This window comes from Bacillus sp. SN32 (genome assembly GCF_002837495.1).
GTDB lineage: Bacteria > Bacillota > Bacilli > Bacillales > Bacillaceae > Bacillus > Bacillus subtilis.
This window is the reverse complement of record NZ_PJCT01000002.1, coordinates 111,819-124,695: the sequence shown is the minus strand read 5'-3', so window position 1 is coordinate 124,695 and position 12,877 is coordinate 111,819. Positions and strand designations below refer to the sequence as shown.

Sequence of the window (12,877 nt, the reverse complement as noted above, 5' to 3'; positions counted from 1 at the left end):
AATTTATAGCAAAAAAATGGCTGTTTAACAATAAGAGTTAAAAAATAATAAATTTTACTCTTGAATTAAAGGGGATAAACAATGAGTGATAACCACACTGACTTACAAAGAAAACGAAATATGCAAGCAGTTAAATCCGTTTCTAAGTTAGAAAATAAGGTGGCATCAGAACTTTGGAAGAGAGGACTGAGATTTCGAAGAAATGTCAAAACTCTGTATGGCAAACCAGACATAGCAATTAAAAAATATAAAATCGTCATATTTATTGATTCCTGCTTTTGGCATGCTTGTGAGTTACACGGGCAAATGCCAAAAACAAATCGAAGTTTCTGGGAAGATAAGTTTAAGAAAAACAAGTCTCGAGATAAAGAAGTGACATCATATTACTTGAGAAATAAGTGGAGTATCTTAAGAATTTGGGAACATGAATTTAAAAGAGACTTTACTGCAGCTGTAGATAAAATTGAACAATTTATTCAAACTGTTTCTAAGGGTGGAAAATAAATTCTCTTACAACAATAAAAATATCGGGTATTTAAATACCCGATATTTTAATGTGAATTTCTTATTTATTTTCAAAAAGACTTGTTGAATGAAGAGGCTGTACGCGGGCTTTTGGGTCCATGTAAGCCTTGGCGTTGTTCACTGCTGTCGGTGCCTCACCGAAGCCGCTGGCAATCAGGTTGACTTTTCCTTCGTATGTACAAATGTCACCTGCTGCAAAGAAGCCTTCGATATTTGTTTCCATTGTTGATTTCACGACAATGGAATTTTTCTCGATGTCCAGACCCCAGTTTTTGATCGGTCCAAGAGATGAAACGAAACCGTAGTTGACGATTAAGTCATCAATTTCTAAAATCTCTTTGCGGTCGCCTTTCACTTCTTCAAGCACTAGCTGTTCGATTTTGTCTTCGCCGATCAGCTCCGCAGGGACGAATGGTGTCAGGACATTAACCTTCGACGCATGAAGGTTTTCCACACTGTGCTCGTGCGCACGGAACTTGTCACGGCGGTGAATGATCGATACTTCTTTTGCGATCGGCTCAAGCATAAGCGCCCAGTCAACCGCGGAATCTCCACCGCCAAGGATCGCAACGCGTCTGCCGGCAAATTTTTGCAGATCATCAACGAAGTAATGGAGGTTTTTGCCTTCATACTGCTCGGCATTTTCAAGTTCCAGCTTTCTCGGTTTGAATGCGCCGTTTCCTGCAGTGATGATGACTGTTTTAGAGTAGTGGGTTTCTTCATTTGTTACAAGCTTAAACACGCCGTCCGCTTGTTTCTCAACAGATTCAACCGCTTGCTCCAGACAAATGGTTTGGTCGAATTTCGCCATTTGCTCTTTTAGGTTATTGATAAGCTCTTGCGCGCGGATTTTCGGGAATCCCGCTACATCATATATATACTTCTCAGGGTATAGGGCGCTAAGCTGTCCGCCGAGCTGAGGCAGGCTTTCGATAATTTTGACGCTTGCCTGTCTCATCCCGCCGTAAAAAGCGGTGAATAAGCCGACCGGTCCCCCGCCTATAATTGTAATATCATAAACCTTTGTATCCTCTCGCATACGAAAATTGCCTCCTAAATGAAAATTGTTATTAATTATACCATATTGCCGTTCAAATTGACGAGTCAGCAGAAAAAATCGTAAGGATCTAACGTGCCCATCCGTTCTTGAAAATATTTCCGCAGGCCGCTACGATAATAACCAAATGAAATGATCTTTTTCTGAATGTTTCTTGGGCCAGCCGGATAAACATGATAATAGTGCTACGGGTAAGGACTTCACAAAAAACTTTTCAATATATTTCATAAAATCCCGCCAATAAGCTGAAGCTAACACAAATGATGATTTTATTATGGGTCTAACAAAAGCAAAAAAAGAGAAGGTGGATGTGATGGCATTGAATAAGCCCAAAATCGTGATTTTAGGTGCAGGATATGGCGGATTGATGACGGTGACAAGGCTGACGAAGTATGTCGGGCCGAATGATGCTGACATTACGCTTGTAAATAAACACAATTATCATTATGAAACGACATGGATGCATGAAGCGAGCGCGGGTACGCTCCATCATGACCGCTGCCGTTATCAGATAAAAGATGTAATCAACCAGTCACGGGTTAATTTTGTACAGGATACCGTAAAGGCAATCAAAATTGATGAGAAAAAAGTTGTGCTTGCGAATGGAGAATTGCAGTACGATTATTTAGTCATCGGGCTCGGCGCCGTGCCTGAAACGTTCGGCATTAAAGGCTTAAAAGAATATGCGTTTCCGATTGCCAACATCAACACGTCGCGCCTGCTGCGGGAACATATTGAGCTGCAGTTTGCGACTTACAATACGGAAGCGGAAAAACGGCCGGACAGGTTAACGATCGTTGTTGGCGGTGCCGGATTTACGGGAATTGAATTTCTTGGCGAGCTGGCTGCTCGCGTGCCGGAGCTCTGTAAGGAATATGACGTTGACAGAAGCCTTGTCCGCATCATTTGTGTGGAAGCAGCGCCGACCGTTTTGCCGGGCTTTGATCCGGAACTTGTTGATTACGCCGTACATTATCTTGAGGAAAACGGAGTTGAGTTCAAGATCGGCACGGCTGTACAAGAATGTACACCGGAAGGAGTCAGAGTCGGCAAAAAAGATGAGGAACCAGAGCAGATCAAATCGCAAACCGTTGTATGGGCAGCAGGTGTCCGCGGCCATCCGATTGTGGAGGAAGCCGGTTTTGAAAATATGCGCGGCCGAGTCAAAGTCAACCCTGATCTTCGCGCCCCGGGACATGACAATGTCTTTATTCTCGGCGACAGCTCGCTGTTTATGAATGAAGATACAGAGCGCCCGTATCCGCCGACTGCGCAAATTGCAATGCAGCAGGGCATAACGGTCGCTAAAAACCTTGGCAGGCTTATTAAAGGCGGAGAGCTTGAGGAATTCAAGCCGGACATTAAGGGAACAGTGGCTTCTCTTGGCGAGCATAACGCGGTTGGGGTTGTTTATGGCAGAAAGCTGAAAGGCACGCCCGCTTCGTTTATGAAAAAAGTCATTGATAACCGCTCGCTGTTTATGATTGGCGGACTCGGACTGACACTGAAAAAAGGCAAGTTCAAGTTTTTCTAAAAACCCGCGGAAGCGGGTTTTCTTTATTAAAAAACGCCAAAATAAAAAGAGAATGAGAGGAAAACAAGTATGTTTCCGCTTACATCAAAAGATTTGTCACATGATCTGACTTTATTGTTGACAGCTTGATATGGTATATTATCAGAAAATTAAGAAAAAGGGTGATGATTAGATGAAAACTGCAACGACAACCGCTTCACATGCATGCCCATTTTGTTCAGGGAAAGGATATTTTCAATTGATTCTCGGCGGTTCAGAGACTTGTCCGTCTTGCCAGGGGACAGGAAAAGACAGTCATTCTTTTTCCAGCCGTTGACTTTATTTCAGCCCCCGCGTTACACTAAAAACAACGCAGGGGGGTGGAATAGGTTGATTAGTCTGCCAGTCGTAATCATCTCAATTGTTTTGTTTTTTGTCTTGTTTTTTGGAATCGGTTTCTTATTAAACATGCTGCTGAGAATGTCTTGGATTATGGCTGTGATTTATCCGATTGTATGCCTTTTCATTATCAGCAAAGAAAAGCTGATCAGCTATGTCCAGTCGCCGGGAGAATCCTTTGCCAGCCTGTTTCATCGTGTCTTATCATTAGCGGCTGCCGATGTGCTGATTTTAGTCAGCGGTTTGGCCGGCGCCATCGTGTCCGGTATAGCGATCAACATGCTCAGAAAAAGAGGGTATCAAATGTTTTAAATGCCGCTTTCTTCTAAAGAAAGCTTTTTTTATGCGTTCAGCTCATTCATCATTTTGAATAATGCTCTCTCCACTTGGGAACAATGATTCGGAGGAGAGGTGAATGATGTTGAATATGATCAGACGTTTGCTGATGACCTGTTTATTTCTGCTTGCATTTGGCACGACATTTTTATCAGTGTCAGGAATTGAAGCGAAGGACTTGTCAAAATGGGTGCAGGAACATCAGGAAAAGCACTTGAAGCATGCAGGACTGACATTAAAAGCATTGCAGCAGAAACAAACACAAACCACGTCCGCGGCTGAGGATAAAACAAAACCGTTAGAAGAGGCATTTGATTGGGATGAATATCCAGTCCAAAGAGTAACAGCAACAGGCTACACAGCAGGAGCTGAGTCGACGGGCAAAAATCCCGGTGATCCATTATACGGGCTTACATATTCAGGTGTGAAAGTGAAACGGGATTTATATTCCACGGTTGCTGCTGACCCGTCCGTTTTCCCGATCGGAACAATTTTATTCATTCCGAACTACGGTCTCGGAGTTGTGGCCGACACAGGATCAGCTATTAAGGGAAACCGCCTTGATCTGTACTTTGAGACAGTCAAAGATGTATACAATGAATGGGGCAAAAAAACCCTTGATGTATATGTGATTAAAAAGGGAACGGGAAAGATTACCGAGGATGAGCTTGAGGAGCTCAATGAAACAAAATCCTTGCAAGTGTTCAGAAATCAATATAAAACTGTGAAAGAATAAAACGCTCCAGCGAAAGCAGGAGCGTTTTTTTACATGAAAAAGTAAGCGAGTGCCAATGTCAGTAAAATACCTGTTAGGCCTCCGAAAAAGACTTCGATCGGCTGATGTCCGAGAAGTTCTTTCAGCTTTTTTTGCTTTTCTTTCTCTGCAGCCTTAGGGAAGTCCTTCGCTTCATTTACGAAACGGTTAAAATCAATGACAAGCTTATTAATGACTGTTGCCTGCTCACCGGCATGACGTCTGACGCCAGTTGCGTCAAACATGGTTATGACGGCGAAAATGGCGGAAACCGCAAAGAGTGAGGAGTCTAATCCATGCTCCAAGGCTACGCCTGTTGAAAGTGCAGTGACCGCTGCGGAGTGAGAGCTGGGCATGCCGCCTGTGCTTGTGACCAGCGACCAGTCCAGTTTTCTGGACACGATAAACTGTATGGGCACTTTGATGACCTGAGCAAAAATAATTGCGGCCAGGCTTGATAATAAAGGAAAATTCGTTAAAAGTTCCATCGGCGACATCCTTTCTATTTGAAAAATCCTTCGTGTTTCAAAAGAAAAAAGCAAGTCTTAGACTGTTGTTTGTTAAAATAAGTATAGTGGAAAGAATGTTTTTCCTATTATACCATTGTTCATTACAAATACCCATTACGTTAGGAGTGTAAGCCTCATGTTTTATGCTGTTCAACAATCAGAGCATACAGAAACCCTTGTGGTCGGGCTTTTTCAAAAAAGCCAGCTGACAGGAAAAGCGTTGGAAATTGATGAAATGCTCGAAGGCCATCTGACACAGCTTTTAAAAGAGGGTGATGTCTCTGCGAAACCGAATCAAGTATCAAAAGTATTCCCTCCATCTTCTGCGGGTATGAAACGGATTTATTTCGTTGGTCTGGGGAGAGAAGCAAATTATTCGTTTGAACAGGCGAAGGAACGTTTTGCTCATGTTTTTCAAGCCATTCATAAAGATCGAAAACAAGAAACTGCTGTCCTGCTTGATACGTTTATTTCGGAAGACGTGCCTCCAGCCGATGCCGCTCATGCTTTAGCTGAGAGCTGCCTGCTTGCTTCCTATGAGGTGCAGGATTATAAGCACAAATCAAATGAGCCTGACAAACAAATTGAAGCCGTGTATGTTGTAACAGATGAAGATACACAGGAAGTGCAGGCGGGGCTTCGCGTCGGCCAGGCATACGGACAAGGGACAAATTCGGCTAGAACGCTTGTGAATATGCCGGGAAACATGCTGACAGCGACTGACCTCGCTTCGTATGCTGAAGAGCTTGCGGCGAAATATGATTTTGAGTGTGAGATATTGGAGAAATCAGAGATGGAAGAGCTCGGTATGGGCGGAATACTTGCGGTAAACCAAGGCTCCACCGAACCGCCGAAAATGATTGTGTTGAAATATCAGGGCAAAAAGGAATGGGAGGACGTCGTCGGACTAGTCGGGAAAGGAATTACCTTTGACACAGGCGGCTACTCCATTAAAACGAAATCTGGAATTGTCGGCATGAAATCAGATATGGGAGGAGCAGCTGCGGTTCTCGGTGCTATGGAAACGATCGGAGAGCTTCGTCCTGAGCAAAACGTGCTGTGCGTTATTCCATCAACCGATAATATGATCTCCGGCGGGGCCATGAAGCCGGATGACGTGATCGTATCTTTAAGCGGAAAAACAATAGAAATCCTTAATACGGATGCTGAAGGAAGGCTAGTGCTTGCAGATGGCATTACATACGCGAAACAGCATGGCGCGTCAGTTCTTGTCGATGTAGCTACGCTTACCGGCGGCGTCGTTGTGGCATTAGGAACAGAAACAACCGGTGCAATGACAAATGATCAAAGCTTTTACCAGCAGGTAGCTGATGCTGCACAAGAGTGCGGCGAGGCAATCTGGCAGCTGCCGATAACAGAGAAGGATAAAAAACGCGTGAAAAGCAGCCAAATGGCAGATCTCAACAATTCACCGGGACGCGAGGGACATGCGATTATGGCTGGAACGTTTCTTGGTGAATTCGCTGAGTCCACACCTTGGGTTCACCTTGATATTGCAGGCACAGCGACTGCCAATAAAGCAACCTGCTTCGGGCCGGCCGGGGCTACCGGCGTTATGGCAAGAACACTGGCTACACTTGCGGAGCGATTTACATTGGAAGAAGATAAAAACGAGTAATGAAAAATCCCTGCTGTTATGATGCGGCAGGGATTTTTTTCTTCCGGAATCTTTAGTTGACTAAAGTGGATCGGTTATGATACGATACGTTCGTACTTTATTTATCTACTACATTAGCAAACTAAAGGATTTTTGGAGGGGTATCATCATGAATGCAGTCGTCATCGCAGTCCTGCTTATGCTTGTATTAAGCCTGCTGCGTGTCAATATTGTTATCGCATTAATTATAGGCGCCTTGGCCGGCGGGTTAACAGGCGGGCTCGGCCTTGGCGAAACGGTTAAAGCTTTCACAGACGGTCTCGGCGGAAATGCCACCGTTGCAGTCAGCTATGCCATGCTTGGCGCGTTTGCCGCCGCTTTGACGAAAACGGGTCTTCCGGACGCAATGGTGGAAGCCTCCGTTAAATTAATCGGAAATAAAGAAGATTCTCGAAAAAAAGCACTGTCTAAGGTGCTGATTGTGCTGATTATTTTAATTGTATCTTGTTTTTCGCAAAACGTCGTTCCGGTTCACATCGCGTTTATTCCGGTGCTGATTCCGCCGCTTTTGAAAATCTTTAATGAACTTGAAATGGACCGCCGTCTGATCGCGTGTGTAATTACTTTTGGCTTAACGGCTCCTTATATTTTGCTTCCGGTCGGTTTCGGTCAAATCTTCCAGGGAATGCTGAAGGACAATATGGCGGATGCCGGGTTAAACGTTCCGCTTGCTGATATTCCGTACGCACTGATTATTCCAGTTGCAGGTATGGTTGTCGGCCTTATTTTATCAGTGATCGTATACCGTAAACCGAAACAATATGAAACAAAAGACATTTCAGGTGCAGAAGCATCGCCATATACGAGAAAAAGCATTGGTATCGCGGTTCTAGCCATTGTTGTGTCACTCGGCGTCCAGCTTTACTTATCTCAGACTTTGGGAGTAGAAGGAATGATTATGGGGGCGCTCGCTGGTCTGATTGTTCTGTTTGTCAGCGGTGTGATGAAGCGTGATGAAGCGGACTCACTGATTACTGATGGAATGGTTTTAATGGCCTTTATCGGCTTTGTCATGCTTGTTGCAGCCGGGTTTTCAAACGTATTGACGAAAACCGGAGATGTCGAGTCACTGGTCAAAACGTCAGCTGGTTTTATCGGACACAGTCAGTCCTTGGGCGCATTGCTGATGCTCATTGTCGGCTTATTAATTACAATGGGGATCGGATCTTCTTTTGCGACGATTCCTGTTATCACAACCATTTTCGTGCCTCTATGCATGCAGCTTGGATTCAGCCCGATGGCAACGATTGCGATTATCGGAGCTGCTGCTGCCCTCGGCGATGCCGGTTCACCTGCCAGTGACAGTACGCTTGGGCCGACTTCAGGTTTGAGTGCGGACGGCCAGCATCACCACATTTGGGATACTTGTGTGCCGACATTTATATTTTATAATATTCCGCTTGTCATCTTTGGCTGGATTGCAGCGCTTGTTTTATAGGAAAAAGGCTCCCCTTTACTGGGGAGCCTTTTCTCGTTATGATAAAAAAACCGTCCAATAGAACGGTTTTACATGGACGATATGTGATTTCTGTTAAAGCCGGTTGCTTTATGAATAGAGCGGTAGATTGCTGGTGCGATAAACGACAGTATCACAGCCAGCGCTGTATCTTTTACCATAAACCAAATCATAAAGCCCCAAGCCGTGCCGTAGCTCACTGGCGTATGAATCCACAGCTTCAGTGCAAGATACATATAGGTAGTGCCGATGAGATACATGATCGCCGTTCCGATAAGTGAAGCAATGAGAAATCGAATTTTACTTGGCTGAATGTTTCGTTCTAAAAACCATCCCGCTGCAAATGCTGCCGGGATGTATGAGATAATAAACCCGCCGCTTTTCCCTGCAAACGGTGCGAAGCCTGCTGAAAATTGAGCAAACACAGGCGCTCCGGCCAATCCGACAAGTGCATATACAATCATGGCAATCGCTGCTCGTTTGCTGCCAAGAAGCAAAGCAGCCAAGAGACAGAAAAACGGCTGCATCGAAAGCGGAATGCCGGCTACTTGTAAAAAGGGTGCTACTGATGTAATGTTGGCCCCGACAGCCATAAGTGCGGCGAACATGCCAATCAGCGCCATATCTCCCGCACGAAGTTTACGTTGTTTCATCGTTGTTCCCCCTTAGGTTGACATACACAATCATAGAGTAATAAAGAACAAAAAGATTGTCAACATGATTTTAAATTAGGTTAACAAAAAGGAGGCCCATATGTATTTCGGAAAAACAAGACAATCCGATCAATCTGGAAGAGTGCCGCCAAATCAAAACGTCACCACTTCATTTCCTGTGCTTCATACCGGAGATGTCCCATATTACGAAGATATGACGAAATGGAATCTTCAAGTATACGGTTTGGTTGACCATCCGATGCTGCTAAGCTTTGAAGATGTCAAAGCCTTTCCACGGTATGAATCGAAAAATGACATTCATTGCGTCACGGGATGGTCAAGGCTTGATAATGTGTGGCAAGGCGTGCGGGCTTGTGATATAGCGGAAAAAGCGGGTGTAAAAGAAGAAGCGGGCTACGTCATTTTACATGCTGAAGAGGGCTGGACGACCAATCTGCCGCTTGATGATTTCTTAGCGGAAACTTCCCTTCTGGCTTATGCGCATAATGGCGAACCTTTAACCCCTGAACACGGCTTTCCGCTGCGGGGTGTATTTCCGCATCTGTATTTTTGGAAAAGCGCCAAGTGGCTGCGCGGTATCCAATTTACGAAAGAAAATCACCCTGGCTTTTGGGAGCGGAATGGTTATCACATGAGAGGCGATCCTTGGCAAAATCAAAGATTTACATGGGATTAAGGTTCTATTTCAAATAGGACAATCCGCATCTTTATTAGGTTTTTATTTCCATATTGTTAGTCTGCAGGTACCTTATTTGATCAAGGTGCCTTTTTTATTCGGGAAAAAGTTGACTTTCTTTGGAAGAAAACCTATTATTTGAGGTGTCTAGTTGATAGTGAAAATCATTATCACACATTGCGGTTTAGTTTAAGGAGAGGAATGTCGTACTGCATGAAAGAGCAAACAACAGACCGGACAAATGGCGGGACATCAAACGCATTCACGATTCCTGGTACGGAAGTGCGTATGATGTCTTCACGCAATGAAAACCGTACCTATCACATTTTTATCTCGAAACCTAGTACGCCGCCGCCACCCGCTGGTTATCCTGTGATTTATCTGCTGGATGCCAATTCTGTCTTCGGAACGATGACGGAAGCCGTTCGAATACAGGGACGCCGACCCGAAAAAACCGGGGTGATCCCTGCAGTGATCGTCGGCATTGGCTATGAGACAGCGGAGCCGTTCTCCTCAGCACGCCACCGGGATTTTACAATGCCAACAGCCCAATCGAAGCTGCCGGAAAGGCCCGACGGCAGAGAGTGGCCGGAGCATGGCGGAGCGGAGGGCTTTTTCAGATTTATTGAAGAGGATTTAAAACCGGAGATAGAACGAGATTACCAGATTGATAAAAATAGACAAACAATCTTTGGCCATTCGCTCGGAGGGCTTTTCGTGCTGCAGGTGCTGCTAACAAAGCCCGATGCGTTTCAAACGTATATCGCAGGAAGTCCGTCCATTCATTGGAATAAACCGTTTATTCTCGAGAAAACGGACCATTTCGTCTCTCTCACCAAGAAAAACAATCAGCCTATCAATATCCTGCTTGCCGCAGGAGAATTAGAGCAGCATCATAAAAGCCGGATGAATGATAATGCAAGGGAGCTTTATGAGCGGCTGGCCGTTTTATCTGAACAAGGCATACGGGCAGAATTTTGCGAGTTTTCAGGAGAAGGACATATTTCAGTTCTTCCTGTTTTGGTCAGCAGGGCGCTGCGTTTTGCGCTTCACCCTGACGGACCGCATCTATCAATGGGCTGAGACATACTCAGCCTTGCCTTTAAAAAAATATTTGTCACTGAAATTATATTTGACTGTCACATGACATTTGGATATGATTATTTTTATAATTGATAATGATAATCATTATCAATAGATTGCGTTTTTCAAGGCGCAGCAGTCTTTTTCGCTGGATGTCTGTTTGGCATTTAGAGCGAAGAAAGGAATTGATGATATGAATGCAAAGGGTATAGAGGGAAAAATTGCTTTTATAACAGGGGCTGCCCAAGGAATAGGCGAAGCTGTTGCGCGGACGCTTGCCAGTCAAGGCGCACATATTGCGGCAGTTGATTATAATCCTGAAAAGCTGGAAAAGGTTGTGAGCAGCCTCAAAGCAGAAGGCCGCCATGCAGAAGCTTTTCCTGCGGATGTGAGAGACAGCGCGGCGATTGACGAGATCACGGCGCGCATCGAACGTGAAATGGGGCCGATTGATATTTTAGTGAATGTAGCGGGTGTCCTTCGCCCGGGACTGATCCATTCGCTTAGCGATGAGGAATGGGAGGCGACGTTCTCAGTGAATTCGACTGGCGTATTTAACGCCTCGCGTTCAGTCAGCAAATATATGATGGACCGAAGATCAGGTTCGATTGTAACAGTCGGATCGAATGCTGCCGGTGTACCAAGAACATCTATGGCGGCATATGCGTCTTCAAAGGCTGCGGCTGTGATGTTTACGAAATGCCTTGGCCTTGAGCTTGCAGAATACAATATTCGCTGCAACATTGTATCTCCCGGATCAACGGAAACTGACATGCAGTGGTCATTATGGGCCGACGAGAATGGAGCGGAGCAAGTCATAAAAGGATCACTTGAGACATTTAAAACAGGGATCCCGCTCAAAAAACTAGCCAAGCCTTCGGATATTGCGGATGCGGTGCTCTTTTTGGTTTCTGGCCAGGCAGGGCATATTACGATGCATAATTTATGCGTAGATGGCGGCGCGACCTTAGGCGTGTAACTGAATTTAAAGGAGGTTCATGAGAATGTTGGATCAAAACGTTATAACAGAAACAAAAGCGGAGCATTTGCTTCATGAATATCAGCCGGGCGCCTTTTTCTTAGCGTCTCCTCATCGTGTACTGTTAGCGAAAGGCATATGTGAAATCGTACCGGAGGCAGACGGGCAAAACCAAATGGAAACCCTTTCTGGCCGAATTGCAGAGACGCTGCGTCAGGCAAAACAATCAGGGCAAAGCCGGCCGCTTGTTGTCGGGGCCGTTCCTTTTGATCAAGTAAAACCAGCGCGGCTCGTTGTACCTGAAGAAGTGCGCTGGTCAGGACCGCTTCAATTTGATCATGAGGAAAAGGAACAGCAGGCTGGGCATACATACCACATAAAGCCTGTTCCTGAACCTGAGGATTATAAAAATGGTGTTGAACAAGGGCTGGCGCGCATTGCCGATGGAACACTCAGCAAAATCGTCCTGTCCAGATCACTGCATTTGACATCGCCTGAACCGATTCAGACGGATGAATTGCTTCGCCATCTGGCTCAGCATAACACGCATGGCTACACGTTTGCCGCAGACGTGTCCAGTCAGGAGGAAACGTCTCCCCGCCGAACATTGCTCGGAGCAAGTCCGGAGCTTCTCGTTTCAAGGATGGGAACACAGGTCGTTTCCAACCCATTAGCCGGCTCAAGGCCGCGCAGTAATGATCCTGTTGAAGACCAGCGCCGGGCAGCTGAATTGCTTTCTTCCGCAAAGGATCTTCATGAGCACGCGGTTGTCGCTGACGCGGTTGCGGCAGCGCTGAGACCTTTCTGCCGGACGCTGGAGGTTCCGGAGAAGCCTTCACTGATCAAAACGGAAACGATGTGGCACCTGTCCAGCGTGATTAAGGGAGAGCTTTCCGATCCGTCTGTAACCGCACTTGAATTGGCGGCGGCGCTCCACCCGACGCCAGCCGTCTGCGGAACACCGACTGATCTTGCAAGAGAAGCGATTCTCAGCATTGAACCATTTGACCGCGGTTTCTTTACCGGCATGGTCGGATGGTGTGACGATGCCGGTGACGGAGAATGGATCGTGACCATCCGTTGTGCAGAAGCAGAAGAACGCTCACTCCGCCTGTATGCTGGAGCTGGTGTTGTGGCCGGTTCAAAGCCTGAGGACGAGCTTCAGGAGACGTCCGCAAAGTTTCGGACAATGCTGCGGGCAATGGGCGTGGATCACATATGAACAGAATGAATTGCTG

General features: G+C 45.8%; 14 protein-coding genes. 11 read left to right on the top strand and 3 right to left on the bottom strand.

Annotated elements, in window-relative coordinates; all coding sequences use genetic code 11:
* Window positions 1-81: 81 nt before the first annotated feature.
* Complete coding sequence (locus tag CW370_RS09020; RefSeq protein ID WP_024572076.1) at window positions 82-504, top strand: very short patch repair endonuclease; 423 nt, start codon at window positions 82-84, stop codon at window positions 502-504.
* A 61-nt stretch (window positions 505-565) separates the two neighbouring features.
* On the opposite strand, the gene yumC is transcribed toward CW370_RS09020, so the two are convergent.
* Window positions 566-1,564 (bottom strand): ferredoxin--NADP reductase 2, encoded by a 999-nt coding sequence (gene yumC, locus CW370_RS09015; RefSeq protein WP_003220618.1) that lies wholly within the window; start codon window positions 1,562-1,564, stop codon window positions 566-568.
* Window positions 1,565-1,895: 331 nt separating this feature from the next.
* Here yumC and CW370_RS09010 point away from each other — a divergent pair, with 331 nt between their 5' ends.
* From CW370_RS09010 to spsC, 4 genes are all read left to right on the top strand, one after another.
* The gene (locus CW370_RS09010) at window positions 1,896-3,116 is read left to right on the top strand and encodes an NAD(P)/FAD-dependent oxidoreductase (protein WP_010886605.1); all 1,221 of its coding nucleotides are present in this window, start codon (window positions 1,896-1,898) and stop codon (window positions 3,114-3,116) included.
* A 172-nt stretch (window positions 3,117-3,288) separates the two neighbouring features.
* Window positions 3,289-3,432: a YuiA family protein gene (locus tag CW370_RS09005; protein ID WP_003243733.1), complete on the top strand. Its 144-nt coding sequence runs from the start codon at window positions 3,289-3,291 to the stop codon at window positions 3,430-3,432.
* 53 nt (window positions 3,433-3,485) lie between these two features.
* A complete protein-coding gene (locus CW370_RS09000; protein ID WP_003243877.1) occupies window positions 3,486-3,806 on the top strand; it encodes a YuiB family protein in 321 nt (106 codons plus the stop codon).
* Window positions 3,807-3,909: 103 nt separating this feature from the next.
* The gene (spsC, locus tag CW370_RS08995; RefSeq protein WP_080262567.1) at window positions 3,910-4,566 is read left to right on the top strand and encodes a stationary phase survival protein SpsC; all 657 of its coding nucleotides are present in this window, start codon (window positions 3,910-3,912) and stop codon (window positions 4,564-4,566) included.
* A gap of 29 nt (window positions 4,567-4,595) precedes the next feature.
* On the opposite strand, the gene CW370_RS08990 is transcribed toward spsC, so the two are convergent.
* Window positions 4,596-5,072: a divergent PAP2 family protein gene (locus tag CW370_RS08990; RefSeq protein WP_003228732.1), complete on the bottom strand. Its 477-nt coding sequence runs from the start codon at window positions 5,070-5,072 to the stop codon at window positions 4,596-4,598.
* 157 nt (window positions 5,073-5,229) lie between these two features.
* Here CW370_RS08990 and CW370_RS08985 point away from each other — a divergent pair, with 157 nt between their 5' ends.
* Both CW370_RS08985 and CW370_RS08980 read left to right on the top strand, forming a co-directional pair.
* A complete protein-coding gene (locus CW370_RS08985) occupies window positions 5,230-6,732 on the top strand; it encodes a leucyl aminopeptidase (protein ID WP_015251314.1) in 1,503 nt (500 codons plus the stop codon).
* Between the two features lie 148 nt (window positions 6,733-6,880).
* Complete coding sequence (locus CW370_RS08980) at window positions 6,881-8,209, top strand: Na+/H+ antiporter family protein (protein WP_003228736.1); 1,329 nt, start codon at window positions 6,881-6,883, stop codon at window positions 8,207-8,209.
* 68 nt (window positions 8,210-8,277) lie between these two features.
* Here CW370_RS08980 and CW370_RS08975 read toward each other — a convergent pair whose 3' ends face one another.
* On the bottom strand, window positions 8,278-8,880 hold the full coding sequence (locus tag CW370_RS08975; RefSeq protein ID WP_029318475.1) for a biotin transporter BioY: 603 nt from the start codon (window positions 8,878-8,880) through the stop codon (window positions 8,278-8,280).
* A 100-nt stretch (window positions 8,881-8,980) separates the two neighbouring features.
* On the opposite strand from CW370_RS08975, the gene CW370_RS08970 reads away from it, so the two are divergent.
* The 4 genes from CW370_RS08970 (at window position 8,981) to dhbC (ending at window position 12,861) form a co-directional block, all read left to right on the top strand.
* Window positions 8,981-9,577: a sulfite oxidase-like oxidoreductase gene (locus CW370_RS08970; protein ID WP_003228739.1), complete on the top strand. Its 597-nt coding sequence runs from the start codon at window positions 8,981-8,983 to the stop codon at window positions 9,575-9,577.
* A gap of 213 nt (window positions 9,578-9,790) precedes the next feature.
* Window positions 9,791-10,660, top strand: a complete 870-nt coding sequence (gene besA, locus CW370_RS08965) for a ferri-bacillibactin esterase BesA (RefSeq protein ID WP_024572558.1) — start codon at window positions 9,791-9,793, stop codon at window positions 10,658-10,660.
* Window positions 10,661-10,853: 193 nt separating this feature from the next.
* Window positions 10,854-11,639 carry a 2,3-dihydro-2,3-dihydroxybenzoate dehydrogenase gene (locus CW370_RS08960; protein WP_003244476.1) on the top strand — a complete coding sequence of 262 codons (786 nt, stop codon included), beginning with the start codon at window positions 10,854-10,856 and terminating at the stop codon, window positions 11,637-11,639.
* A 25-nt stretch (window positions 11,640-11,664) separates the two neighbouring features.
* Entirely contained in the window at window positions 11,665-12,861 is a 1,197-nt protein-coding gene (gene dhbC / locus CW370_RS08955; RefSeq protein WP_038429554.1) for an isochorismate synthase DhbC, read from the top strand.
* The last annotated feature ends 16 nt before the right edge of the window (window positions 12,862-12,877 follow it).